17 protein-coding genes are annotated in these 26533 nt (G+C 47.4%); 2 read left to right on the top strand and 15 right to left on the bottom strand.

Annotation, left to right across the window (positions count from 1 at the left end):
- Nucleotides 1-465 precede the first annotated feature (465 nt).
- A complete protein-coding gene (locus D9Y29_RS05335) occupies nucleotides 466-3903 on the top strand; it encodes a caspase family protein (RefSeq protein ID WP_164735263.1) in 3438 nt (1145 codons plus the stop codon).
- An 8-nt stretch (nucleotides 3904-3911) separates the two neighbouring features.
- On the opposite strand, the gene D9Y29_RS05330 is transcribed toward D9Y29_RS05335, so the two are convergent.
- Both D9Y29_RS05330 and D9Y29_RS05325 read right to left on the bottom strand, forming a co-directional pair.
- Entirely contained in the window at nucleotides 3912-4871 is a 960-nt protein-coding gene (locus D9Y29_RS05330; protein ID WP_127125744.1) for an MsnO8 family LLM class oxidoreductase, read from the bottom strand.
- An 8-nt stretch (nucleotides 4872-4879) separates the two neighbouring features.
- Nucleotides 4880-5638 carry a phytanoyl-CoA dioxygenase family protein gene (locus D9Y29_RS05325; protein WP_127125742.1) on the bottom strand — a complete coding sequence of 253 codons (759 nt, stop codon included), beginning with the start codon at nucleotides 5636-5638 and terminating at the stop codon, nucleotides 4880-4882.
- A gap of 44 nt (nucleotides 5639-5682) precedes the next feature.
- On the opposite strand from D9Y29_RS05325, the gene D9Y29_RS05320 reads away from it, so the two are divergent.
- Nucleotides 5683-6624, top strand: a complete 942-nt coding sequence (locus tag D9Y29_RS05320; RefSeq protein ID WP_127125740.1) for a JmjC domain-containing protein — start codon at nucleotides 5683-5685, stop codon at nucleotides 6622-6624.
- On the opposite strand, the gene D9Y29_RS05315 is transcribed toward D9Y29_RS05320, so the two are convergent.
- From D9Y29_RS05315 to D9Y29_RS05255, 13 genes are all read right to left on the bottom strand, one after another.
- Nucleotides 6579-7763: a cytochrome P450 gene (locus D9Y29_RS05315; protein WP_127125738.1), complete on the bottom strand. Its 1185-nt coding sequence runs from the start codon at nucleotides 7761-7763 to the stop codon at nucleotides 6579-6581. The two genes, D9Y29_RS05320 and D9Y29_RS05315, sit on opposite strands and share 46 nt — an antisense overlap.
- Before the next feature lie 26 nt (nucleotides 7764-7789).
- Entirely contained in the window at nucleotides 7790-8056 is a 267-nt protein-coding gene (locus D9Y29_RS05310; protein WP_127125736.1) for a Nif11-like leader peptide family natural product precursor, read from the bottom strand.
- Nucleotides 8057-8084: 28 nt separating this feature from the next.
- Nucleotides 8085-9365, bottom strand: a complete 1281-nt coding sequence (locus D9Y29_RS05305; protein ID WP_127125734.1) for a radical SAM protein — start codon at nucleotides 9363-9365, stop codon at nucleotides 8085-8087.
- An 88-nt stretch (nucleotides 9366-9453) separates the two neighbouring features.
- A complete protein-coding gene (locus tag D9Y29_RS05300; RefSeq protein WP_127125732.1) occupies nucleotides 9454-10581 on the bottom strand; it encodes a hypothetical protein in 1128 nt (375 codons plus the stop codon).
- Nucleotides 10582-10605: 24 nt separating this feature from the next.
- Nucleotides 10606-12738, bottom strand: a complete 2133-nt coding sequence (locus D9Y29_RS05295; protein ID WP_127125730.1) for an ATP-binding cassette domain-containing protein — start codon at nucleotides 12736-12738, stop codon at nucleotides 10606-10608.
- A 9-nt stretch (nucleotides 12739-12747) separates the two neighbouring features.
- Nucleotides 12748-14895 (bottom strand): NHLP family bacteriocin export ABC transporter peptidase/permease/ATPase subunit, encoded by a 2148-nt coding sequence (locus D9Y29_RS05290; RefSeq protein ID WP_127125728.1) that lies wholly within the window; start codon nucleotides 14893-14895, stop codon nucleotides 12748-12750.
- On the bottom strand, nucleotides 14892-16055 hold the full coding sequence (locus tag D9Y29_RS05285; RefSeq protein ID WP_127125726.1) for an NHLP bacteriocin system secretion protein: 1164 nt from the start codon (nucleotides 16053-16055) through the stop codon (nucleotides 14892-14894). The genes D9Y29_RS05290 and D9Y29_RS05285 overlap by 4 nt, the downstream gene beginning before the upstream one ends.
- 14 nt (nucleotides 16056-16069) lie before the next feature.
- Nucleotides 16070-16837, bottom strand: coding sequence for a hypothetical protein (locus D9Y29_RS05280; RefSeq protein WP_127125724.1), 768 nt, complete (start codon nucleotides 16835-16837; stop codon nucleotides 16070-16072).
- A 294-nt stretch (nucleotides 16838-17131) separates the two neighbouring features.
- Complete coding sequence (locus tag D9Y29_RS05275) at nucleotides 17132-18475, bottom strand: TolC family protein (RefSeq protein ID WP_127125722.1); 1344 nt, start codon at nucleotides 18473-18475, stop codon at nucleotides 17132-17134.
- A gap of 39 nt (nucleotides 18476-18514) precedes the next feature.
- Entirely contained in the window at nucleotides 18515-19183 is a 669-nt protein-coding gene (locus D9Y29_RS05270; RefSeq protein ID WP_127125720.1) for an ABC transporter ATP-binding protein, read from the bottom strand.
- A 125-nt stretch (nucleotides 19184-19308) separates the two neighbouring features.
- Complete coding sequence (locus D9Y29_RS05265; protein ID WP_127125718.1) at nucleotides 19309-21675, bottom strand: ABC transporter permease; 2367 nt, start codon at nucleotides 21673-21675, stop codon at nucleotides 19309-19311.
- A 43-nt stretch (nucleotides 21676-21718) separates the two neighbouring features.
- A complete protein-coding gene (locus D9Y29_RS05260; RefSeq protein WP_127125716.1) occupies nucleotides 21719-24094 on the bottom strand; it encodes an ABC transporter permease in 2376 nt (791 codons plus the stop codon).
- 24 nt (nucleotides 24095-24118) lie between these two features.
- On the bottom strand, nucleotides 24119-26509 hold the full coding sequence (locus D9Y29_RS05255) for an ABC transporter permease (protein ID WP_127125714.1): 2391 nt from the start codon (nucleotides 26507-26509) through the stop codon (nucleotides 24119-24121).
- Between the last annotated feature and the right edge of the window lie 24 nt (nucleotides 26510-26533).

Raw genomic sequence — 26533 nt, 5'->3', positions numbered from 1 at the left:
AAATCATTTCAAACTTCGGTTTCCGCATCGCAGCGTTAGGTCTCACTAAAATCCGATTAGTGATGCTTAATTAGATTAATGGAAAAAAGAGGGCTCTCAACTGAGAGCCCCTCTTTAAAAAATCATCTTATTTTTTACGTACACTGTCTTTCATGTGGGTAAGGCATCCTGTACGCTGGTTGAGGTTTTGAGGCAGCAGGCATCCATTTCCATGAGATGACTGTGGCGGCCATTGGCTGATACTTTGGTTAGCAGACCGGCTCTCCGGTAATTGCTTTGAACCTTTAGTGGTATTCGTGAAATACTGGGGTGTGCCTATTGGAGGTACACCCTTTTTTTGCAGGGTGCTGCCTTCGCTTACCTCTGGCGAGAGACGTATATTTGCCAGGTTGCTAAATGATGTTGTGGCGAGTATTATCTTTAAGTACTAAAGTGTGGTTGATCCCGAACCCAAAAAAGTTTTTGATGAAAGTCTTTGCCTTACTGATTCCCATCGTATTGATTTTAGACAGGAGTTATGCCCAGGAACAGGAGCTGAGACTAATGCTTCCTATCGGGCATACAGCCCATATAAGTTCTATACAATTAAGCAGGGAGCAGGAATTTCTGTTAACCGGCGCCAACGACAATACCATCAAAGTTTGGGACGCCAAAACAGGAGCCATGCGGCTCAATATCCGCATGAATGGGCAGGTAGGTTCTGCAAGGCTCAGTCACAACGAGAATTGGATCTTAGGTGTTGCGCGGGAAGACTCTGTGAGGATATTCGACAGAAGAACCGGTAAACTTCGCCTCGCCAAAAAACTATCCTGGAGTCCCGGAGGCGCTGTTTTCTCCCAAAGCGATTCTTCCATTCTGGCTTTCAGTGTATCTAATGCCGAACTTTTTGATGCATTCACCGGCAAAACCCTGCTTACCATTCCTGCACGTAACGGCAATATGATAACGGCAATATTCAGCCCTGATGAAAAACTGGTCCTTACCTGTGGAACTCATGGAGGAGTGGAGCTATGGGATGTGAAAACTAAAAAGATACGTCACCGCCTTCAAGGAAAGATGGCATACGTTAATGGCGCCATCTTCAGCAATGACGGAAGCAAGGTGGCAGTAGCTTCTGATACGGCACTCACTATCTGGAATACGGCAACAGGAAAAGTGCACCTTAATCTTAAACATGCAGACGGAGCGGTAATGACGGCCGCGTTCACCCCCGATGATAAATATATTCTTTCCGGTAACTGGCGCAATGAAACCATCATCCGGGATGCTGCTACCGGACGCGAGATCCGGAAACTTGCGCATACAGCCGATCTTATTGCCATCAGCCCCGATGGTAAATCAGTTGCATTGGGTGGGGGAGATGATAATGGCGTAGCGGTATTTGATATGGCCACCGGTAAAAAGATCACACATGTTTATCCACGGGAATCCCTTTCACAAATAATCTTCAGCAATACCGGAAAGTCATTTGTAACGGGTACGATTATGGGGCATCTGGATGCTTTTGACGCGGCAAACGGCGACTGGTTGTTAACCTTTAACGGTTATGTACATGCGAATTGGACCAGTCGCTTCAGCCCGGATGGAAATACGCTCCTTACATGCCCATACGATGGAAGCCTTAAACTTTGGGACCGCAAAAAAGGGGAACTGAAAAAAACGGTCTGGAATATCAGGGGAGGCCCTGCGTTCAGCCCGGATGGCACTAAGATCATTGCCTCCTGCTGGGACAGTACAGCAAGGATCATTGATATGGCATCGGGTGAAACCTGGATGACCATGAATGGCCATAAGAGCCTGCTGATCGATGCCTGTTTCAGCAAAGATGGCTCCAAAGCCATCACCCGGGATTATAACGGCATTGTACAATTATGGGACCTGGTAAACCGGAAATCCATTTGGAGCATTGCAGCCGGCCCGGAAGTGCGGGAAGTAGATTTCAATCCGGATGGTACACAATTTTATCTCTACCATTTCCACGGAAAATCAATTGAAGTGCGAAGCACCAAGACTGGCGATGTATTGTACACCGTGCCCGTGGATAATTGTCAGATAGATCATTTTGAATTTACTCCGGATGGTAAACTGTTCTATACTTCTACCGGATGCAGCAGTTTTGTGGGAGATGCCCTTACCGGTAAGATACTGTATACGAAAAGCCAGGGATATGGGGGACAGGAAGGCAGGCTGGAGCCAACTGGTGAACGACTCCTGCTTGTCAACAGCAAAAACATTGAACTGTGGGACTGGCGGAAGGATAGCCTGATAACCAGGGAAGAACATCCTGGAGAGAAACTCGAGAAAGCTTATTACAGCCCGGATGGTAAAACTCTTGTGGTAATATCCGAAAACGGGTATATGCAGATCCGCGATGCAGGCAATCTTCAATTGATCACTACACTGGAGGCCCATCAAGGCGGAGTGCACATGGTTGATTTTTACACTGACGGAAACCTGATGGTTAGTTGTGGCGCAGATTTCATGAGTAAGCTATGGGACCTGAAAACCGGTAGCCTGATCTATACTTTTTTTGCGCTGGGCAATGAAGATTATTTGACCCTGCTGCCTTCCCATTATTACAGGTCTACACCTACTGCTTCGAGAATGCTTTACTATACCAGCAAGGACCAGGACTGGATATCCTTCGAGCAGCTCGATCTGAAATACAATCGGCCAGACCTGGTATTGAAGGCTGCAGGTTCTGCCAACCAAAAACTGATCACAATTTTTTATGAAGCCTACCTGCGACGGCTCAGACGCCAGGGATTCGATTCGCTTACACTCCAGCGTAAGGTAACATTGCCTGTATTCGATTTCGTAAATGGAAAGGAATTCATTACTACCAAACAATATCCCTCCAAAGTGGATTTACACATAAGGGTAGAAGATAAGCACCTGCCGCTGGACCGGTTTAATATCTGGATCAATGAAGTGCCGCTCTGGCATAACAATGGCATTCCCCTGAAGCACCTGAAATCAGGAATATTGGATACTACCATTACGGTGTCACTTTCAGAAGGATTTAACCTGGTTGAAGGTTCTGCAATGAATGCAGAAGGATTGGAAAGTCTACGCAAATCAGTTGTGATCAGCAAATTTCCCGGAGAACAGAAAACAAAGTCCCGCAAATGTTATTTTGTAGGCGTTGCCATAGAACGATTTGCCGATACCAGCAACAATCTGCTCTGGAGTGTAAAGGATATCAGGGCACTTGCCGGGGCGTTAAAAGAGAAGTATGGAAGCCGGCATATTGTTATAGACACGCTGTTTAATGAGAACGTGACGCTGTCCGCCATTCATCAACTTAAGAAGAAACTGCTAAAGGCCGATATCAACGATGTTGTGGTTGTTGCCTACTCGGGCCATGGACTGTTAAGCAACGATTTTGATTATTTTTTTCCTACGTATAATGTCGATTTCAGTATGCCTGAAAAAGGCGGTATTCCATATGACACCCTCGAATCCCTGGTCAATAATATTCCGCCGCGACAAAAACTGATGATCATCGATGCCTGTCATTCAGGTGAGGTAGACAAAGAAGATATGAACATGGGAGAGGAAGGTTCAATTGCTTACCTGCCTGAATCCTACCAGTCGAAAGGTACAGCCATGGCGCCCAAAACCGTGTTCGAACTGATGCAGGAAATATTTCCCGATGTGGGCAGGAGTTCAGGCACCACCATTCTTTCTGCCTCACGCGGTACACAAACAGCCAATGAATGGGACGAAATCAAACACAGCATCTTTACGTATTCCATACTTGAGTTGTTGCAACAACAACCACACGCCTCAGTTTGGCAGTTAAAGGAATATGTTTATCGCCGGGTAACAGAACTCACCAATGGTATACAAAGACCAACCACAAGACAAGAGATGAAGAATTCGGACTGGATGATCTGGTAGAATCAAATCTACAGGCAGGCTTTAGCCACCAACCGGAAGATGTTCATTTTATCATCCAGATCTGATGTATGTGTAAGCAGGATCAGTTCATCGACCCCATAGCCTTCTGCGAATTCCTGCAGTTGCCAGCAAATTGTTTTTGGTGAACCCCAGATGGCTTTTTGCCGGTTCTCTAGCACCTGAATTTCTTCTTCGTTGGTGAATGTATATTGCTGCGCAGTTCCGGGCAATACAGGCATTTGTTTCTTTCTCTCCGATCGCAGTAATCCGAAGTCGAGCTCCCGGAGTAATCGCTGCAGATTAGTTTCATCTTCAGCGCAGATCACAAAAACTGCGATACTGGTCTTAGCATTATTTGTTTCATTCGCGGAGAAATGATCTCGGTACAACTGTATATTGGATGGCCCATCGGCGGGGTTAATGAAATGCGCATAGGAGAGGGGCAGGCCCAGTTCCGCCGCCAGCCTTGAGGTAGTTGTGCCTGAACCCAGCAGCCAGCATTCAGGAAATGCTGTCAAATGTTCTGAAGCGTTCTTTTGCTGCCGGAGCAGCAACGATAATGACAAGATTTTCTGTTTGTAAATCCCGGCATCATATGTATGTGCGGGATTCAGCAATTGCCGTATTAGTGCTGATTCGCTGCCGCCCCTTCCAATCCCGAGGTCTATACGGCCGGGATACAGGGTTTGGAGCATATTGAAATTATTCGCTACCTGCTCTACCGGATGATTGGGAAGCAAGAGCCCCCCGGCGCCAATCCGTATTGAGCTCGTCTCCGCCGCCAGCCTGGCCATCAGGATTTCCGGTGAAGCGCAGGCAAATTGTGCAGAGTCATGATGCTCTGTAACCCAGAATCGGTGATAGCCCCATTGCTCCGCCAGTTTGGCGAGCTTGATACAATCCTGCAGGGTCTGGCTGGCCGTGCTACCTGGATGCACCAGTGTTTGGTCGAGAATGGACAATTGCATACTGCTTCTTACATTTTTTGCGCAACCGGCCCAGACCCGGGCAATCCGAAATCCTTCATGAACTGTGGACGGAAATTACCTTCAGTAGCTTTATTGTAAGTGAACAGGATAGCAGTTCTTCCCTTAGTTGAAAAATTAGGGGAAGACTGATGCGGTGCAAAGCCATCGAAGAAGATCACATCACCCGGCACTGTTTCCAGCTTATCGAATGCCAGCGCCTGCGCAGCCTGAACTTCGATGGGTTGCATATAATCACTCATGATGCCCTTTTTATGTTCACCGGGAGCGATCTCGAGGCAACCATTTTCTATGGTAGCATTTTCGCAGGAAATAAAAATGGAAATGATATTGCTCATATATTTCTGCCAGATTCCACTCATGTCCTGGTGCGGTAAAAATCCGCGACCGCCTGGTTGCTTGAAGTTGATCTTGTCTGTACACAAGATGGCTTCTTCACCGAAGAGGGCGGATACCACTGATAAAAAGAAAGAGGATTGGGCTGTTCCCATCAACACAGGACTGCATTCCAGGAAATTGGATATTTTGTGCATCACTTTCCGGTTGCTGCCATCCACTGCATTTTCAAAGGTGATCAGTTCAGGATTTTGCCTGCACAGGCGTTTGATCTCCTGTTTCAAAAGTTCCATTTCCACTTCCGTGAAAACATTGCGCAGAACAAAGAAACCATCCCTGTCGTATGCCCCACGTGCTGCCCGGAGCATTTCCGGAGATAGGCTATTGTTGTCCGGTATATTAATTTTATCCATAAAAAAATTCCTGACGATTAGTTTTTTTTATTTTGATCCCCGAAATGAAAATATACCATATTCCGGAACAACCCTTCAAGGGAAGAATAAATCAGGGGTGTTTGCCCGGCGACACTTCGCTTTTTTTCGATGGCCTGCATGCGCCGGTATCCGCTGGTATACACTATCGTGATGCCGGGGCCGCCGGAGAAAGAAAGTATGGAGGCAAGGTCAAAGACCTGCACAAACTCCGGGAATCTTTACCATTTTTGTCTATTAGATATCCTCAGTTCGTAATTGTGCTGAGAAATCTGCTGTCTTCTCCATCGCTTGCTGCCACTTATTTTCCGCTCAAAGAGCAGTTTGCGGAAAAAGCATTTCTACCTTTCCTGCATATGGCTGGCACCGTTTCGCAAAAAGGAGGCAGCATCGGCTATCATCTCGACAATTACCATGTTTTCATCCTGCAGGTGGAAGGCCGCAGAACCTGGAATGTCTGGGACAAGAATGTATTAACGCAGCAAGAAAAAGCTTTCTATATCAGGGAAGATCCTGAAGAACCCATACTGCCACTTCATCAGCAAAGGCCGCCCGATCATATATTCACACTCGAACCGGGCGAATTCATTTTTATTCCGGCACTCTTCCCGCATGAAGGGACCAGTTGTATGGAAGATGGATTGTCTGTAAGCCTTTCTTACGTTTACACTGCACTCTCAGGTTTCAAACTGCTGAGACCGGCACTGTCCCGTGCGGCTGCTGCAGCGTTGCGTCATGTAGATGAACGTACCGCACCGCTGTATGAGATCATGAATCAGGTCCCATTGCAGGAAGAGGACTACAGGTTCTGGCTGGCTACTACCCTTGAAAAGATCGGCCAATCACTGCCGGCAGATATTCAGCCATTACTGTTTAAACAACTGCCCCAATTAACGGATCACTGGCTGAACGTTTTCACCGATCAGACCGGAACCAATCCAGCACGTTTTTCCAGCAACACTGAGTGAAGAGGAAACGGATTCAACGAAATGGTATTCCGGAGCACCGGTACAAAACGCGCCCTGCCGGATACATTGTTTTCAGACAATATCTTCTCTACAAATGTCCGGATGATCCTGAAAGAGAGACTGGTGCCGGGACATTTAGTGAAGCTGCGTCCGAAAGGAATAAATGCCCAGGGTTCTATTTTTCCTCCCGCCAGGAATCGCGCAGGCTGATAGCTGTCCGGCTGCTCCCAACATTGCGGGAACCGATGCGTCAGAAGGGGAGAGATATGCAAAAGATCGCCTGCCTGGAAAGACTGCCCGCATACAGAAAAATCCTCCAACACGCTGCGATGAAAAAGCCAGTTAGGCGGATAAAGTCGCAACGACTCCAATATTACCGCATACAGGTAGCCGTGAGTTACCGGGTTTGGTTTTTCGGGCCATCTGCCCAGTTCCCGGCAGAATTCCTCTTCATGGGCTGCGAGATTGGAGATGGTCCAGCCAATAGCATTACTGATATTCTTACAGGAGAAATGAATGATGCCAATCAGGCTGTCTACTTCTTCCTTGAACCTGCCGTATAATTCAATATCCGTAAGACCTGTGGGCAGGTCCTTTCCGATCTGCTTATACATTTCCAGGGCGAACTGCCGTTGATCCGTTACTGCCTGTGCAAAGAAGATACGTTCCGGTAAACCAGGTGTTCTGTTATCGTTGATTTCCGACTTGTACCATTCCACCCGGTCGCAGGCTGTGATGAACTGCTCCAGGGATGAATGCGGAATGTTCGCACCGTAACCCGATAGCATGATGGAGAGAACTGCGAGGTTGAGTTTTCGTTCATCGATTGTATGCTCTCCATCACTACTGTAAATACCAGCAACCAGAAGGCGGGGATCTAAGTTTTGTACATGCTCTTTTTTCAGTGAGTGGAGCGCCAGTGGAATTCCTGTCTCCTGTATGCTTTCCATCAACTGGCGCCAATAGAAAATTTTCGAAGGCCGGGTAACCCGTTGCGCTTCTTCCAGTAGCACAGCTCTGATAGCATTGGGGCTGCAAATAATGAATTCCCTTCTGTTGCCCGCAGATATATCGATAACAGGGGATGAACCAGATGCCAGCCGGAGGATACCGGCTGGTGATAAAATCGGTACGCTCATGAGAACTTCTCTGAGTGAATAATGAATTAGTCGCCACTGTACCAGCACTGGGTGGGCTTGTTGGTGCCCATCATACTCTGGCCTCCGGCAATATCGTCGAGGTCATCATCACTCATGGCATCGAGGCCGAAAGCCTGCGCCTGGGCGCTGATCTCTTCAACGCTGAAATTGAAACCGAGAGAAGCAGCAAACTCAGCAATCGCTTCCGGAGTCTGGAGATGAGTAAAACGGTCTTTCAGACCCTGGTCTTTTTCGAGTTCAGTCATGAACTCTCTGAATTGTGAATGGCTCATAGTGTTGTATGGGTTTTAGATAAATAAATCAGTAATTATAAATATCGTTTGTGATCTTGAGTCCTCTTTGCTTCAGGTCTATCAGATCATAATAATGATTGCGGATATCGTTGCAGTTGGGGAACTCGGCCTGCAGTGTTTTGTCTATATCATATAATTCGCCATAATCTCCTTTCTGGAAACAAAACCGGTGAATCTTGCAGGACTTGCAGGCATTCAGGTCATAATCGTATTGCTGACGGAATTCTTTAAGACCTTTGAAAGCATCCACTCCGTTCTCCCATATATTACCGGCACAGAACTCAGGTTTATGGAGATTGTCGTTATAATACACGTTACCATCGAATTTCAAAACGTAGTAAGACATAGGCACTGCCGAGGGAGTTCTTGTGTAGAGTGTATTCAGGATCTTGCCGTACCGGCTTGGACGCAGGAGATAGGCAAGATAAGGTTTACGTTCAAGGATCTCCGTTAGGATCCGGCCCAGTTCGCGGTAGCCAAAATAATCGATTTTCTCGTCTGTTTTCGGCGTGGAATCCGGAGGTGGCACATCGGCCAGGGCGCCGGTATAACGGATCACATTGTAGTTCCAGCCATAAAGGCCGAGACTGTGACAGAGCTCCAGCATTTCTTCCACATAGATCACATTCTCCTCGGTGATCACTGATTTTACGGAAACAGGAACGCCGATGGAAAGCAGGTATTTTATATTCTCTATCACTTTGTGAAAAGTGTTCTTCTGACGGTATCTTTCATGGATCTCGGCCCGCGGGCCATCCAGCGAAATACGGATATGGGCCGTTTTATTATTTTCAAAGATTTCCCGGATGAGCTTATTCTCGCGGATCTTCTGGTGAACGCCATTGGAGGTGAGCCAGATCCGGAAGCCTTTATCATGAATATATTTAAACCAGTGCTCGATCCCTTCCTTTACAAAAACTTCGCCGCCGGTAAATTGGAATGTTTTCTGGTTACGGGATTTCTGGTCAAAATGATCGGCCACCATTTTGAAATCCTCGAAGGAGATCTCCCTGATCTTCGAAAAATTATAGCCCCGGAAACAGTAGTCACAAACGATGTTGCAGCGGTTCGTTACACAGATCAGCAACTGGTCGAATTCTGTAGCGCCGAAGTCATAGCCCAATACTTTAGAACCTTTGGGTGTGATCTGCTGCTTTACTGGTCTGTCTCTTTTTTGCACATACCATTCCAGGTAATCGGGCAACAGGTAATACCGGTGGTCATTATATTCCAGGGTATTCACCCTGACGGCATCGCTGGTTTGGCAGTAATCATCGAATAAGCCCATAAGCAATTTATATAGTGTGTCAAGTTAATAAAAATCTGATGCCTGTATGTACATCAGTATATATTTATTACTCAAATAGCAATCAAGACTATTTAGTGTTCCTGCAATGCTCGGCAAGATACGCGTCGATATAGTTCTTGTATTGGTTGATCTCTTTAATATTGTCTGCTGTCTTACTCAGTTCCAAATTGTATTTTTCAACGGCTTTGTTGAGTGCCGACATCTGCTTATTCACCTCACCTTTTACCTCCTGGTAATCGCTCCAGTTGTTAATATTATCTCTGAAATTCTTGATCGCCCCCAGCAAGCTCCCCAGTCTCCCCAGGTCTGTAACCGCATGGGTAAGGATGGTAGTATGTACATCTTCAGAATACAGCGCGTCCAGCGCTTTATCGCCTTTTTTGATGGCTTCGTACACGGCCACTTTCGACACATATTTTACGCCGGCATCTTTGGCCGTTTTCAGGAGATGGCCTTGTGGAGAGGAAATATTGATCAGGTCCTCGATGGTGTTGGCGGTCATTTTCAAGGTAAGCCTAACAATTTGCCAGTTGCTGGTGGCTACTTTGGAGGTCTTGAGCAAAGTATCTTTTAGCTTTTTGATATCGGAAATCGTTTCCGCTTTTATTTTGTATTTATTACGTTGCCTGTCCCACTGGGCCACCAGTTTATTGTCGCGGTACCGGACCAGCTGTTTACAATCAATTGTCTTATTCTTATCTGCGTTCGTATTTGCATTGGCCCCTTTCCTGATAGAAACCAGTTCCAGTTTGATATTGCTGATGCGCGACCTGAACTTATCGCTGTATTGTTTATCGCCTTTGCATTTAGTGGTGAATGAATGTCCGTCGAACCAGGGACTGCCACCCGCTTTTGCTTTAGGGTTCACCGTGAGTGAAAAATTATAGGTGGATTTGTTGCCGCAGAAATCGGAATAGGTGGCCAGGAACTTCACATACAGTTTGGTGTCTGAAAGATTTTGCACCAGAACGGATGTGCCTTCCGAGCCCATTGACCAGCCGGTTGAACCGATAAAAGCGGTAATGCGCTTATCACCGGTCCCGCTCAGTTCCCACTTGAGGAATTTTCCGGTAAAGGATTGTGCAGCAACAATTGTAACGATAAAGAAAGATAAGAATGCTGCGAAAAAAGAGCGTAACAGTATTCCTGGTAAGCGGGTAGGCATCGTTATGGAGATATATGGTTTAACGCTCATAAATATATAATTGTTACTACCGGTTCATTTCAATTGACGCCTTGCAAAATTTTGAAAAGGACCTTCCGTAGTCATCAGGTCAGACGGACTGCCGGACTGGATAATCTTTCCGTTGCTGATAAAATACACCCGGTCTGCGGCCATGATGGTTTCCAGCCGGTGTGCGATCACTAATTTGGTGGCCCGGGTATTTTGAAGTGTTTGGGTAATAATGGCCTGTGAAATATTGTCCAGTGCACTGGTGGCCTCATCGAAGAGGATGATCCGCGGGTTCCCCATCAGTGCCCTGGCTATGAGCAGCCGTTGCTGCTGCCCGCCTGAAAAGCTACCACCGCCATCCGACACTACGGTGTGCAGCCCCATTGGTAATGCTTCTATCTCCTTATCCATTCCTACTTTAGCCAATGCCTCCCACACCGCCGTATAACCGGAATGGCCGCCGGAAATATTTTCATAGATACTTCCACCTGTGAGTGTACTGTTTTGCAGTACTACTCCCATATTACGACGGACGGCTTTTATGTTGAGTTGCCTGAGATCCTGTTCATCAAAATAAATGGAACCTGTTCCAGGCGTTTCAAAACCCAGGAGCAGACGGAATATGGTGGATTTGCCGGATCCGGAAGCTCCACAGAAAGCAACCATTTCTCCTTCGTTGATAACAAAGGACATCTCATCCAAAACCGGAGGCCCATCCTCGCCATATGAATAGGATACCTGGTTGAATTCAATGTGTCCGTCGAGCTTGAGTTGTTCATGGTGGCCAGGCTCTTTTTCTCCGGCTGTTCTTAGTATAGGTTCCAGTCTCCTGAACAGGGTCACTGCTTTCAAAATGCCACTGACGCTGGAACCCAGTGCAATAACGTTGGCGGCCAGTAATCCGAAGGCGGTGATAAATCCTGCAAAATCTCCCGGTCGTATGTTGTTGATCACCTGCCCGGAGAAACCATAGATCAGCAGTAGGGCGAGGCTTGGAAAAAGATAGTTCAACAATTGTATCTGTTGCTCTGCCTGCAGGGTATCCCGGGCCATTTTTCTTTCTTTAGTATAATGACCGCTCCATTGCCGCAGTACAAACAATTCTTTGCCGGCTGTTTTGATTTTGGATATGCCGGAGATGAACTGATAGATGCGGGCATTGAGGGCAGTCTTTGCCAGAAGATGCCTGCTATTGGTAAGATTCTCCCTCCTGTAAAAAACGAATAAAACGATGAGGTAGATCAGGAGGGAGGCCAGTGCCAGCAGACCCAGTCTGGTGGAGTAAAAGAACATCAGTCCGAGGTTGAACAGTAGTTGAAGGCTGCTGAAAAATGCCGTCACTACACTGCTGCTGACCATCACGCGGATCTTACCGAAGGCGAGTGATTGTTGCACCAGTTCTCCGGCACTTGTTTTTGCAAAAAAGCTGGCGGGCAGGTTCAATATCTTATTGAAGAATGCAACTTGTAGTTTGAGGTCTACCCTGGTTTCGAAGCGAAGCAGCACCAGGTTGCGGTAGATAGAGAAACAAAAAATAAGCAAACCCACCAGTAGCATTAAAATACATAACTGTACCAGCATGCTGTTGTTGGCAGAAGGGATCACGTTTCCGATCAGCGAACTGAATGCCAGGGGAAGTATCAGGTTAAGGCCACTGATGACCACCGAGCTACCGATAAAGGCCAGCAATTCTTTTCTTCTTCCTGAAAATGAAAACTGCAGCAGTGAACGGTTGGATATGTGCTCATCGCCGAGCAGGGGATAAAAAACAAAAGCTGCTTCACTGAGCGCGCTTGCGATGCCTGCATCGATTTGCTGCCGCTGGCCTGTTTCCGGATCCGCCATCCAATAAGTGCCTTGCTCCTGCAGGAGTGCACATACTTTTCCATCTTTGTTGAAGCCTACCATCGATCCCAGGTCGGATGCCCACCAGTTACCCTGCAGTCTTACCTTTCTTGCCAGTACATCCGACTGGCGGGCGATGGCCTGCAGTTGACGTGTTATGGTTTGTGCGCCATTACCGGCAATGGGTTGAAAATGCAGGCCCTGTTCCGCACCGGCCAGGTTCATGCATTGCAGCAGCAGTCCATTCCGGAGGGCATTGCCATTCCCGTTCTCTTTACCGAGAACGGAAAGCAGGTCTGATTCAATATGTGCTACAAAAGATGGCCCGGCCATATTATGTTATTATTCGGTTTCTTTCAAAAATTGCTGGTAGAGAGCACTCTCTTTCAACAATTCTTCATGAGTACCGCGGTGTTCTATAATGCCACGGTTCAAAACAATGATCTGGTCGCAGTCCCTGATAGTACTCAGTCTGTGTGCAATGATCACTAACGTAATGCCTAGCGCTTTTATATTCTGACAAATTCTGAATTCCGTTTCCGGGTCCAGGGCGCTCGTTGCTTCGTCCAGTACCAGTATGCGTGGCTTCCTGATCAGTGCCCTGGCTATTTCCATCCGCTGCCGTTCGCCACCACTGAAGTTTTTACCTCCTTCATGGAGCTGACTGAAATAGCCGCCTGGTCTCCTGGAGATCACATCATGAATTTCTGCCAGGCGGCAGGCATGAATAATTTGCTCCATGGCGATACTTTCATCCCAGAAGGTCAATACGTCTTTAACTGTGCCTGCGAATAATTCTATCTCCTGGTCCACCATACTTATGGATGCTGTACGCAATGCTTTCGGTAACTGGTCCAGTCCTTTACCATCGAACTGTACTTTACCTTTCCAGGGTTCGTACAGACCGGTGATCAGTTTTGCAAGGGTAGACTTACCGGATCCCGACAGCCCAATAAAAGCAAAACTTTGCCTGCATGGTATCTCCAGGGAAATATCATGGATGATGGGCGGCGCCATCTGGTTATAACCGAAACTGAGTGACTGCAGGCTGATATTACCAGACAGTTGATTTGTAGCTGCGGAACCTGCGAGCTGGCGGGTGTTTTCTTTCGCCGGATAATTCAGGATATCGTACAGGCTCCTGAAATAAGAGCCTAACATCGACAGTTCACTGCTGGAATCTGCTACTCTTTGTACGGGTATAAAAAATTGCTGGAACAGCACCGTGAAAGTGAGCAGCAGACCTACGGAAAGATCACCTTTCATCACTTCATATCCACCGATCAGCAGGATCAGGCCAAGGTTAACGAGTGAAAGCAGACCCGGTAGTGCACGACTAACAGTGGTGTGTAAGCGCGTTTGCTGGCTGCTGATCAGATACCTTGCATGGTAACCTGCCCATTTGCGGAAGAACTCGCTCTCGCGGGCAGACGATTTGATGGACTCGATGGCCTGTAGCCCTGTATAGGTTACGCCTGACAAGCTGCTGCTGTCTTTAACGAATCGATTATAAACCGCATTTCTTCGCAGACCCAGCCAGTAGAAGAGGCGCATCGTTACTACCGCAATCACCAGGCAAATCATGGCCAGTTTTACACTGTATACAAACATGACCCCGAGAAAGAAAAGTGATGACAGCAAGGATACAACGGTAGTGAGAAGGCTGCCTGTGAGCGACTCGGCCACAAGGCTTGCAAACTCCACGCGGGAGCTGATCTCCGCCTTGCTTCTTTGCTGAAAAAAAGACATGGGCAGGTGAAAGATCTTTACCAGCATCCGGTAAGCAAGCAGCACGCTGAGCTTTGTATTCAGCCGGCGGATAACAGCCTGCTGGACCATCATAAGCGCCGCGTTGATGAGGATGGCAGCGCCAAGACTAATCATGATGGGCACAAGCCAGAATGTATTGTTCTGAATGAGTACGAAATCGATGAATATGCGGGTGATGGAAGGAATTACCAGGGCAGGAGCCAGGGCCAGCAGCGAAGCGAATAATAGAAAATATAAAGTCTTTTTCGAGCCTCTGAGCAATTCCCAAATCTTTTGAGTGACGTTGAAAGGAGCTCCCTGTTTTTTGAAACCTTCTGCAGGCTCCAGTTGCAGCACTACACCTGAATAAGAGCCGGCAAACTCTTCCGGCGTTACCCATATTTTACCCAGGGCGGGATCGTTGAGGAATACTTTATTTTTTTCTGCGCCTTCCACAACCAGAAAGTGATTGCTCTCCCAGAAAACTATGAACGGAAAAGGCAGCGTCAATGCCTGCTGTGCAGTTTTTTTAAAACCCTGTGCTTTCAGACCAAGTGTGCGCGCCGCCACTACAATATTTTTGGCGCTGGTACCATCCCGGCTTACACCACAGATGGTTCTCAATTGTTCCAATGGCAGATGCAATCCGAAATAGGAGCAGATGATTCCCAAAGAGGCTGCGCCGCATTCCACTGCTTCCATTTGCAGCAGCACAGGTGTATTGACTCTTCCGGGGCTCATCTGGATTGCTTCATTGAAGGAAATATGAAGGAGATGGGTGAACGTTCTTCAGCTATAAAGTTTGCCTGTATCAGGGTGCCGCTCATAACATCTGACTCCGGGCCAGAGCCGGAGGTCCATTTGTATTTGCTGTATGTGCTGCTGTCTGTGGTCAGTTTAACTTCTACCATCATGGGAAGGCCATCACGGGAGAGCTCTTCCACCAGTTTGTTATTACGCAAAGTGCGGTTCATACCTGCCCCGGTGAGGGTATACTTTGAGATATAGCTAATGGATCCAAGCAGGTAGCCGTGTTCTTCAGGAGGAATGGTGGAAGGCGCAATTTGTACCGTCATGCCCGGTTGCAACTTCTTGCCTTCATTAGCGTTTACATAAACCTGTGCTATCAGTTCGTTGCGGTCGTAGTCCTGATTCTCCATCACAAGGAAGGTACTGCCTTCATTGAAAATATCTCCATTATTGAATGCCATATCTATCACCGTTCCGCTGTAGGGGCTGACGATCTGAGACTGGTTGACGAGCTGGTTCTTTTTGAACTGCAGTTCGCTTTCATAAGTACGGAGGCTGTTCCGGAATTCGAAGATCCTTGCGTGGTTATAATTGATGAGGTCTGTGATCCGCAGCAGTTCTGTTTGCCGGTTCTTTTCCAGTTCGTTTTTATCGGATTCGTAGGTTTCTGATTTGATGTTGAGTAACCTGAGTTGTCTGTCGTAATCATCAATTGCAGCTCTTAGTTGTTTGATGGACCTTTTGCGCACTGCCAGATCTGTATTATCCAGCAACCAGTTCAGACTTTTCCGGATATCACGGATCTGGGTTTCGAGTTTTTTGATATCGAAGATCAGGTCCAGTTGTTCAACGGTTGCGAGTATCTCTCCCTGTTCTACCTGCTGTCCGATCTTTACGTTGAGCTGGCTGATCCTGCCGGGGAAAGGAACTTTTATTTCGCTGATGCCGGATTCGTTGATGAGAATGCCTTTGCCTTTTACATACACCGGAACGCTGGATACGATGCTCCAGAAAATAGTGGCCAGGATGATGGCGAAAATACAGGCGATAAAAATTTTCTGCCTGGGGCGAATTAGTTGCACAGCCTGATCCACCTTATCGGGGGATTTGTGAATTTCCAGCTCTTCAGCGCTTGCCTGCTGTATGTTCATAAATATGTAGGCAATTAGTTATTGGTGATCACCCAGTTTCCTGACTGTGCGGTATTGAAGCAGTGTTTTTTTGTGGAGCGGAACTGATCAAGGCTTTCCACGATAACCTGGTGACAGCCGGCTACGCCACGCAGCTGGTATTCTTTTCCGGCGTATACGATGCCTTTATATTCATCTTCTACATACAGGTACAGGTTTTTGGAAGAATTGTTGATCACTTTCAGCAAGGGGCCGGAGGGCTTTGCTGCAGCAGATTTCGGAGCGCCTTTTGCCCGGAAGCGGGGATTGGCATTTGAAGGTGGCGGTGGAGGAGGAGGTGGGGCATAAGCTATCTGAACTATCTCGTCCTGTTGCAGGCTGTCAAGCTGATCAATAGTTTCCTTCCTGATGGAATGGTCTACAGCCATTTTGTATACCTTCCTGATTTCAGGTTTCATCATGCCCCGCCCCTTAACTTTAACCAGTAAGCAGGCAGTGGTATCCATCAGAGACCTGGCATCTATATAAGTTGATTTGAGTTGTTTTGCATTTTCCAGGCTGTCGAGATATCCCACTTTTTCCAGTAAAGTTTTGAAATCCCTGGTCATCAGGGCTGAGTCGATGGCAAATCCAATATTGCCGGATGGAATTCCGAATACTTCCAGCACAGGAGTACCCTGCAAACGTTTTGTGGCAACTTTTGCGAGCGCAGTCCGGCTTTTTTCTGAGGTAGTGGTTTCTTCCTGGGAATGGCCTGCTAAGCAAAACATCAGACCCAGGAGGAAAAGGGTCGTTTTTTTCATAAGAAACGAAAGTGATTGATGAACCAAATTAATATCTTTTCTCCAACTTTATCCCAATTATGTCTTTACACTTCCTGGAAAGTTGGCGGACCGGGGGCTGGTGTTACCAGCTGGTAAGAATAAAATCACGTTGACGTTAGGTGAAAGCTGTGTGGGCTAAACTTTACAGAAGACAGCTGCCTGATAACAGATGAAGCAGGCAACCCTTTAAGGGACGTAAATCTGCTGGTGTTAAGCGTCTGAATTGTGGGCAGGTAGCCCGGTGAGAGACAGCAGCATCCTGGGAAAATCTGACTACCAGCTCAGTTTTCCCTGGTAATAATCAAGGATCCTGGTCCTTAGCAGAAAATCATACCGGGCGATGATCAGATCGATCTTTGAATTATCCAGTTTGTTCTTCGCAATGAGATAATCAACGGAATTGCTGGCGCCATTGTTGAAACGGACCTCAGCAGCTCGGAAGTTCTCGGCATAGCTGCCCACCTGGTCTACCAGGGCCTGGTAGCGGTTAAGGGTAGCCGTCATATTGAGATGGTCCCTTTCGATATTCTGTCTCAGCTGGATCCTGGTGTTCTCGGCATAATACTCCGCCTCTTTCAGAGCGATCTTCGCCAGCGAAAGCCTGTTCCTGTTCTGAAAACCGCTCATGAAAGGAATATAAACGCCCAGCCCTACATTGGTGCCACGGTTGTTCTTGAGCTGATCGAAATAGGGGATCTTGTTATTGGAAGTATCTACGAAGATACTTTGGTAACTGGTATTGTAACCCGCGCCGAGGCTCACAGTAGGGAAGAGTCCGCCTTTTGCAGCTTTCACATCTTTCTCCGCACTTTTCTTTACCAGGTCAACGGCCTTTACCTGCGCCAGTTGTTCGAGGGCAGACTGGTACACGGCATCGGGTGTGATGGCATAGGTCATATCAAATTGTTCCAGGCCGATGCGTTCCACGGTTAAACTTTCATCATAGGTGATATTCATCAGCTGCGCCAGGCGCAGTCTTGCATTGTTGAGCTGATTTCGTGTGTTGATAAGGGATAGTTTGTTGGCAGCCAGCTGTCCTTTCAGATCAAAATAATCCGATGGTTTGATAGCGCCTTCCTCATGCATGATGGCCAGCCTGTCTACCTGCTTCTGCGTTACTTCCGTGAGTTGTTCCGTTTGCTGGAGTACATCGCTGGAGCTGAGCACATCCAGGTAGGCGAGGATCACATTGAGGGTAAGCACATCCCTGGACTGCTGCCATTCCATTCTGCCGGCATCAAACATGTATTGACGCGCCTTCAGGTTATTGAAAAGACGAAAGCCGTTGAACAATGTTACATCGGCAGACAGGGAAATATCTGCGGCGGTATTGTTCGTATTGGTATAACTGTTATTGGAGTAGTCGATAGTGCGGCCCTGACGGAGATTGTGACGTACATCGCCAATAAGGCTGGGTAGCATGGAGCCTTTGGCGCCACGCAATGATACGAAATCACGTTGTGAATTGAGGTCGGCCAGTTTCACATCCATATTGTTCTTCAGCGCCGTTTCTACGCATTGCTTCAGCGTGAGCACAGTGGGAGCGCTTTGTGCAAGGAGGTTAATATTAACAATAAGGGCAAGGCAGCATCCCGCCAGGAATTTTCCAGCTCTCATGGCTTTGATAAATTGAATGGTCTCTAAATTTTTATACGGTTATTGCTCTTGTTCAATCCTTCCATCCAGCAGGTGAATGATGCGGCTGCCATAGCCGGCATTCTTTTCGGAGTGAGTTACCTGGATAATGGTTACGCCTTCCTTATTGAGTTGTTTGAACAGGTCCATGATCTCTTCTCCCTGCTTTGAATTGAGATTGCCGGTAGGCTCATCGGCCAGCAGCAATTGCGGTTTGGCTATCAGCGCACGCGCGATGCCTACGATCTGTTGCTGTCCGCCGCTCAACTGGGTAGGGAAGAGGTCCTTCTTTCCCACGATCTGGAAACGGTCAAGCATATCGGCTACCATCGCTTTGCGTTCATTGCCTTTCACATTCTGATAGATCAGCGGTGTTTCGATATTCTCATACACGGTGAGCTCATCAATCAGGTGATAGGCCTGGAACACGAATCCAATATGTTGTTTGTAAAGAGCCGAGCGTTGTTTCTCTTTCAGACTATGTACGGGTTGCTCCATGAACAGGTATTCGCCTTCATTGAAATCGTCCAGCATACCGATGGTATGCAGGAGGGTGGATTTACCGGAACCGGATGGCCCCATGATGGAAACGAACTCGCCCTGGTTGATGGTCAGGTTCACGTCTTTCAGCAGGAAATTCGGTTTGCCGCCAACGTTCACCCATTTTGAAATATGTTTCAATGATAACATAGTAATGATTTTGTGATAATTGTGCCAGAACCTAAGATATATGATTTTCAAAATTTTACATAATTCCGGCGCAATTGTGCAGTCCGTTTACGATACAAAAACCGTCCGGTACTGATACAGTTGTTCTATTCGCTTCTCAATGATTTCACGGGATTGGCCAGGGCGGCTTTAACGGTCTGGAAACTGATGGTGAACAATGCGATGGCCAGTGCAGCGATGCCTGCAATCACAAAAGGCCAGGCATTCATGCTGATCCGGTATTCGAAATCCTGCAGCCAGTTGTTCATGGCCCACCAGGCGAGCGGACAAGCAATGAGGATGGCGATGAAAACCAGTAACAGGAATTCCCTGCTCAATAATCCGAACAGGTTGCCAAGTCCGGCTCCCAGTACTTTGCGGATACCGATCTCGCGTACGCGCTGTTCTGCTGCAAACATCGCCAGTCCAAGCAGGCCCAGACAGGAAATGATGATGGCCAGTCCGGCAAAGCAGTTGGATAATTTCTCAATCATGGTTTCACTGGCGTAAGTCTTCCTGAATTCTTCGTCAGCAAATTCATAAGTGAAGGGAAATTTTGGATTGATCTGTTTATTGATCTCTTCCATGCTTTTGAGTACCGACTGTGTTTTACTGCCTTCCACGCGCACCAGGGCATTTCCCCAGTTCACATTCTCGCGCAGGTGCATTACCATTGCATTGATGGGCTCATGCATGGTGTTGAAGTGAAAATCCTTTACCACGCCGATGATAGTACCTTTGGTGCCCCAGAAGGTAAATGGCTTTCCTACCGGATTGGTATAACCGGTTTTTTTCACGGCGGTTTCATTGAGGATGAAGCCAGCGGTATCTGTTCCGTAGGCTTTGGAAAAATCCCTTCCTTCCAGCATCGTCATTTGCATGGTCTTCACAAAATCATAACCTACACCGATCTGTGTAAAAAGTGGTTTGGAATTCGGTTCTTTTCCTTCCCAGTCCACTCCAATAGTGCTGTTACCGATAAGAACCGGGTCCTGCTCGGCCCTTGTAATACTGCTTACTCCGGGCAACTGACCCACCTGTTGTTTGAAAAGCGGATAATATTTTTCGGGCTCGCCCAGTAAGGCCACTTTTACGATGTTCTCGCGGTTATATCCCAGGTTCTTGTTCTGGATATAACGCACCTGTTGTGAAATGATGATGGTGCCGATGATCAGCAAAGATGACAGGGAGAACTGGAACACCACCAGTCCTTTCCTGAACCAGTTGGCAGATGAACTTACTTTCAGTACACCTTTCAATACCACGATGGGTTTGAAAGAAGACAGGAAGAGGGCAGGGTAGCTGCCGCTCAGCAGGCCGGTGATCAACAGCAATCCCAGGATGCAGGCCCAGAAGGTCCGGTCTGCAAACGGAAAGGCAATTTGTTTTTCTGTCAATTGATTGAATAGTGGTAAAGACAGGAAAAGCAGAATCAGCGCTACAATCATAGCAATGCCTGCCACCACGATGGCTTCACCGAGAAATTGCCGCACCAGCCCGAACCTTACGGCGCCAACCACTTTCCTCACACCGATCTCACGGGAACGCTTGATCGATCTGGCGGTGGTGAGATTCATGAAATTGATACAGGCGATCAGCAAAATGAACACAGCTATCAGGCTGAACAATCGTACATATTCGATCCTTCCCCCGGAAACCACGCCATCCCTGACATTGCCGTAGAGATAGCGATCTGAAAACTTCATCAGGTATAGTTCGACGCGCCAACCCCCGTCTTTGCCGAGATGCTGGTCCATATAGTTTTTGATCTTCGCTTCCACTTTTGCCGGATCGGCATTCTTGTGCAGCAGCAGGGTGGTTCTGGGACCATTGTTATCCCATTGTTTGATCCAGTCCTGCGTTTCCATCAGGTAATTCCAGTTGATGATATAGTCCCACTTTGCAGTGCTGTTCTTAGGCATGTTTTCATACACGGCAGTAATCTTGAAATCGCGCCTGTCGTCTGCGCGCAAAGTTTTACCGATAGCGGCCTGCGCACTGCCGAAGAAGGCCGTGGCCATCTTCCTGGAAATGGCGAGGCTAAGCGGGTCTGCCAGCGCAGATTGTGCAGTGCCTTCCAATAATGGAAAACTGTACATTTTGAAGAAATCACTGTCAGAATAACTACCGGTCATTTGCAGGATCTTATCGCCCAGTTGAAAAGTGGTCTGGTCTTCCCAGCCAATGGAAGCGCTGTATTCCACTTCCGGAAGTATCTGTTTCAGCTCGCGGGCCAATGGTCCGGGCGTACTGAAACCTCCCTGCACCTTATTATCGAAGTACTGTTTTTCGTATACCGAGAACAAACGGTCTTTGTTCACATGGAACTGGTCCATGCTCCGCTCATCCAATACCCACAACATGATCAGCAGGCTGCAGGTAAGGCCGAGGGCCAAACCGACGATATTGATGACGCTGAATACCTTGTTCCGTGTCAGGTTACGGATGGCTACGATAAAATAGTTCTTCAACATATACTTTGATTAGGATGTCAGGTATTTATGATCGTTAGTAATTCTAGTCCTGTTTGAGCACCTTCACAGTATTGCCGAGTGCGGCTTTGATAGCTTGTGTGCTCACGGTTACAATTGTGAGGAATAATGCTACACCAAAAGCTATCGCAAAGATCCACCAGGGCTGTGTTGTACGGTATTCATAATCCTGTAACCAGATGTTCATGAAATACCAGGCCAGTGGCGCTGCCAGCGCAAACGAGAACAAAATCAGTAAACAGAAATCTTTCGACAATAATTGCCAGATGCTGTAAACGGAAGCACCCAGGATCTTACGAATGCTCACTTCTCTTAGACGCTGTTCTGCAACAAATGTTGCAAGGCCGAAAATGCCGAGGCAACTGATAAGGATAGCCAGCAAGGCAAAGATGCCGGATAGCTTACCCACTCTTTCTTCAGAAGCAAATTTCTTCCCATGTACTTCATCTACAAACTTGTATTGAAAAGGCGCAGAAGGGTTGTATTTTTTGAAAATGGGTTCCATTCCGGTAATAGCCTCGGGAATACTTTTATTGTCACCCAGGCGAACGAGCATGCTGTTGGCCCAATCATAACTGAGTATATAGATGGTTGGTTCAACAGGATTGTAGGGAGAGGTCATCACAATATCCTGCACTACACCCACCACCTGGTAATTGCGTTCTCCCCATTTTACGGTTGCTCCGATAGGGGCTTTGAATTGCAGGATTTTCAACGCGGATTCATTCACGATCATGGATGCACTGTCTTGAAAGTTTCTTGAGAAATCCCTTCCCTGTAAAATTTTCCATTTTACTGTTTTTCCATAATCGTGTGTGATGCCGATGGTGCCGAAATCAGGAATATAATCCGGGTCTTTTCCCTGCCAGTTATACCCACTCTGTGTGCTGTATAAACTGGTGATGGGAGAGGAGGCGGTCGCCATATCGTCAGCAAATCCTGCCTGGCGCAATTCCTGGCGAATCACATCATAATGTTTTCTCAGTTCATCCGTATTCATATTGATCTGTACCATGCGCTGATTATCGAAGCCGGCGGGTCTGTTCCTGGCATGATCAATTTGCCTTTTTACAACAATGGTACCGATGATGAGTGTAATACTGACAGTGAATTGCAGCACCACCAATATTTTTCTTGGTAAAGCTGCAAATCTTCCTGCTTTGAATGAACCTCGAAAAACTCTTATGGGATTGAATGCAGAAAGATAGAATGCAGGGTAGCTGCCCGCGAGCAACCCTGTGAAGGCAGTAAAACCCAATATGCAGCTCCAGAACAGTGGCTTGTTCCAGGGGATGTGTATGTCTTTGGCAGCAATTTCATTGAACCAGGGCATAGCCAGGGATACCAGTATCAAAGCTATTACCAAACTGATCAGCGCCACTGTAAGGCTTTCACCCAGGAATTGAAATATCAGTTCATTTTTCTGTGAGCCGAGAGTTTTGCGGATGCCTACTTCTTTGGAGCGCTTTTCTGATCTGGCTGTTGCCAGGTTCATGAAATTGATGCAGGCAAGTAACAAAACAAAAACCCCGATGGCGCCGAATAGCCATACAAACCTGATCCTGCCGCCAGCTCTTTCACCATTTTTGAATTCACCACGCAGGTACCAATCCTTCATGGGCAGGATCATTAATGATTCTTTCCAGTTTGGGTTTTTGAAATAAGGGTTCAGCAAAGTACTGATCTTTTTGTTGATGGCATCGTGAGCATCGGGCTGGTTGAGCTGTACAAAAAGTTGGAAAGAATGATTGTCCCATTGATCCGAATAACTTTTGATCCATGGCTGCATGATCTCATAACCTTTCCAGCTCCCCAGGAAATTTACATTGTAAAAGCTGGAGCTACGTGGAAGATCTTTATACACACCTGCAACAGCTGCTTCAAAATCTTTCCCCATTCGAAAAGGTTTCCCCAATGCATCTTCATCTCCAAACAGGGATTTGGCGAGGCTTTCGTTGATCAACACTGCATGGGGATCTTTCAACGCATTGATATCTCCCTTGATCATATCCACAGTGATCATAGAAGGGAAATCTTCCTGTACCCACATACCGTCGCTATTGAGCTTTTTATCGCCAACAGCAAAAAGGCCTTGCATATGCCAGGAAGCCAGTGCAACAGCTTTAAAGTCCTGCGGGTATTTTGTACGCAGCTCATTGGCGAAAGGATAGGCATTGGCCATCATCACGTTCCTGTTGCCACTGATTTGCTGACTTACATAAACCTGTCCTAATGTATTAAAGTTCGAATGTTCCTTATCGTGATTAAGCTCATCCAGAACCCAGAGTGCAATAAGCATCACTACGGCCATTCCGAGTGAAAGGCCAGTGATATTGATGATACTGGTGACCCTGCTTCTGCGCAGTGACCTCCAGGTTGTGATCAGGTAATTGCGGAACATTTGCGGGTGATTTATAAATTAGTATTATTCGGTTCTCAATGCTTTTACGGGATTGGCAATGGCTGCTTTCACTGCCTGGAAACTGATGGTGAAAAGGCCAACCAGCAAGGCCGCTGCGCCGGCAATGGCGAAAAAATACCAGGTGATATGGATCCTGTAGGCGAAATTCTGTAACCATTTGTGCATGAAATACCAGGCTAACGGGGCAGACACCAGGAAGGCTATGGCCGCCAGCCAGATGAACTCCTTCGACAGCAGGTGCAGGATATTGCTCACACTGGCGCCCATCACTTTGCGGATACCGATCTCCTTGGTGCGTTGCATGGTGCTGTAGGCGGTAAGGCCCAGCAGACCCAGGCAGGAGATGAGAATGGCCAATGCGGCAAAATTCAGGAAGAGTTTGCCGAAGCGTTGCTCATCGCGGTATTTATGATCGAAGATTTCATCGATGAATGTATAGGAGAAGGGGAGGTTGGGAATCATCTCTTTCCATTTATTTTCGATGGCGGCAATAGTGCCGGGGATCTGTCCGCCAGCCACATTTACTGTAAGGTGATCATACCGGCCATTGGCAGATTCCGCCATGCGGAAAGTGAGGGGTTCGATCTCCTCCTGCAGACCATTGTAGTTGAAGTTCTTCATCACGCCTATGATCTGTCCTTCGCTGCCCCATTGTTTGTACTTTTTGCCAATTGCCTGTTTGGGATCGGAGTAGCCGAACTGTTTTACCGCGGCTTCGTTGACCACCATGGCCTGGGTGGTATCTGTAGGGAAATCCCTGGAGAACTGCCGGCCGGCCACCATCTGTATCTCTAACTGTGGCATATAGTCGAAATCAACAAAAATCAGGTTGAGGTTGGCCACCTGGAATTCACCTGTGGTATTCTCTATTTCGGAATAAGCGCCATTCCAACCGTCGCCAGGCACGCTGGAACCGAGTGAAACAGACTTCACACCGGGAATGCTCCTGATCTCTTCCTTGAATGTTTTCTGCAATTTGGTGCCTTCTGTTTTGATCACCAGCATCTGGTCTTTTTTGAAGCCCAGGTCCTGGTTGCGCATATAGTTGGTTTGAAAATACACCACCAGTGTGGCAATGATCAATGCAATGGATATGGTGAACTGGGCTACCACCAATCCCTTTCTCAACAGGATGCCTTTGGTCCCCGTAGCGAACCTGCCTTTCAAAACCACTATGGGTTTGAACCTTGCCAGCACCAGGGCAGGATAGAAACCGGCCAGCAGCCCGATGCCTACGGCAGCCGCAAACAGCCAGGCGGGATATTGCCAGTTGGAAAAAACACCTGTGCTGATGGTCTTACCTGCCAGGTTATTGAAAATGGGCAGTAACAGTATGGTTAACAGTAATGCCAAACCGAAAGCGATAAGGCTGATGATCAGGGATTCCCCGATGAATTGCCGGATAAGCTGGTATTTGCCGGCGCCGGCCACTTTCCGGATGCCTACTTCTTTGGCGCGTTCGGTAGAGCGGGCCGTGGTAAGGTTCACAAAATTGATGCAGGCGATCACCAGTATGAAGATGGCAACAATGGAAAAGATGTACACGTTGTTGATCTTGCCGCTCTTGCCATCATTCCGGTCTGAATAGAGGTATACATCGCGGATTGGTTTCAGGAAAAGTGTAACCCACATTTTATATTCATCCATCTCCTTACCATTCTTTCTTTTCAGGAAATCGGGGAGCTTTTTTTCCAGCGCTGCACCGGAAGTGCCGGGTTTAAGCAGCAGGTAGGCATCGGCTCCATAATTGCCCCATTGTTTGTCGAGGTTCGGATTGAGTTCGCCGGTGAGCGAGCTCATGCTAAGGATCATATGTGCAGCCACCTGCGTGTTTTCCGGAAAGTTTTTCATCACACCCGTTACAATATTGGGCCTTGCCTGATCACCAATCAGGAGGGTCTTACCCATCGGGTCTTCATTGCCGAAATATTTTTTTGCAGTTGTTTCTGTGAGTACAACAGAGAAAGGGGCTGCCAGCGCTGTATTGGGGTCTCCATTTACCAGTTGCCACCCGAAGACGCGGAAGGCGGAGGAATCAGCAATGATCACGTGGTCTTCTTTGAACTTGATATCGCCATTGCGTACAATAGAGGAAGTGTTTGCCACTCTTGCAAACTCCTCCACCTCGGGAAATTCCATTTTAAGGTTCGGTGGTACAGCCCAGGCTGGTCCATCGGCGTGTATCACTTCCGTTGGTGTTTTGATATCCGCCGATATATGATAAATCCTGTCTGCCTTCGGATGGAAATCCTCATAGCTCAGTTCAAACTTCACGAACAGGAATATCAGGAAGCAGGCCGTCATTCCGATGGTGAGCCCCATGATATTGATGAACGAAAAAGCTCTGTGCCTCCAGAGGTTGCGAAAAGCCGTTTTAAGAAGGTTTCTGAACATAATGCTTGTTTTTAAGGGAATGGC

Source organism: Pseudoflavitalea rhizosphaerae, from assembly GCF_003991355.1.
Lineage (GTDB): Bacteria > Bacteroidota > Bacteroidia > Chitinophagales > Chitinophagaceae > Pseudobacter > Pseudobacter rhizosphaerae.
Note: the sequence above shows the minus strand (reverse complement) of the source record. Positions and strands in the feature narration are given on the sequence as shown.

Excerpts from the sequence above, each read along its gene's own strand:
- D9Y29_RS05335 (WP_164735263.1), top strand. The coding sequence starts at position 466 with ATGAAAGTCTTTGCCTTACTGATTCCCATCGTATTGATTTTAGACAGG.
- D9Y29_RS05330 (WP_127125744.1), bottom strand. The coding sequence starts at position 4,871 with ATGCAATTGTCCATTCTCGACCAAACACTGGTGCATCCAGGTAGCACG.
- D9Y29_RS05325 (WP_127125742.1), bottom strand. The coding sequence starts at position 5,638 with ATGGATAAAATTAATATACCGGACAACAATAGCCTATCTCCGGAAATG.
- D9Y29_RS05320 (WP_127125740.1), top strand. The coding sequence starts at position 5,683 with ATGAAAATATACCATATTCCGGAACAACCCTTCAAGGGAAGAATAAAT.
- D9Y29_RS05315 (WP_127125738.1), bottom strand. The coding sequence starts at position 7,763 with ATGAGCGTACCGATTTTATCACCAGCCGGTATCCTCCGGCTGGCATCT.
- D9Y29_RS05310 (WP_127125736.1), bottom strand. The coding sequence starts at position 8,056 with ATGAGCCATTCACAATTCAGAGAGTTCATGACTGAACTCGAAAAAGAC.
- D9Y29_RS05305 (WP_127125734.1), bottom strand. The coding sequence starts at position 9,365 with ATGGGCTTATTCGATGATTACTGCCAAACCAGCGATGCCGTCAGGGTG.
- D9Y29_RS05300 (WP_127125732.1), bottom strand. The coding sequence starts at position 10,581 with ATGAGCGTTAAACCATATATCTCCATAACGATGCCTACCCGCTTACCA.
- D9Y29_RS05295 (WP_127125730.1), bottom strand. The coding sequence starts at position 12,738 with ATGGCCGGGCCATCTTTTGTAGCACATATTGAATCAGACCTGCTTTCC.
- D9Y29_RS05290 (WP_127125728.1), bottom strand. The coding sequence starts at position 14,895 with ATGAGCCCCGGAAGAGTCAATACACCTGTGCTGCTGCAAATGGAAGCA.
- D9Y29_RS05285 (WP_127125726.1), bottom strand. The coding sequence starts at position 16,055 with ATGAACATACAGCAGGCAAGCGCTGAAGAGCTGGAAATTCACAAATCC.
- D9Y29_RS05280 (WP_127125724.1), bottom strand. The coding sequence starts at position 16,837 with ATGAAAAAAACGACCCTTTTCCTCCTGGGTCTGATGTTTTGCTTAGCA.
- D9Y29_RS05275 (WP_127125722.1), bottom strand. The coding sequence starts at position 18,475 with ATGAGAGCTGGAAAATTCCTGGCGGGATGCTGCCTTGCCCTTATTGTT.
- D9Y29_RS05270 (WP_127125720.1), bottom strand. The coding sequence starts at position 19,183 with ATGTTATCATTGAAACATATTTCAAAATGGGTGAACGTTGGCGGCAAA.
- D9Y29_RS05265 (WP_127125718.1), bottom strand. The coding sequence starts at position 21,675 with ATGTTGAAGAACTATTTTATCGTAGCCATCCGTAACCTGACACGGAAC.
- D9Y29_RS05260 (WP_127125716.1), bottom strand. The coding sequence starts at position 24,094 with ATGTTCCGCAATTACCTGATCACAACCTGGAGGTCACTGCGCAGAAGC.
- D9Y29_RS05255 (WP_127125714.1), bottom strand. The coding sequence starts at position 26,509 with ATGTTCAGAAACCTTCTTAAAACGGCTTTTCGCAACCTCTGGAGGCAC.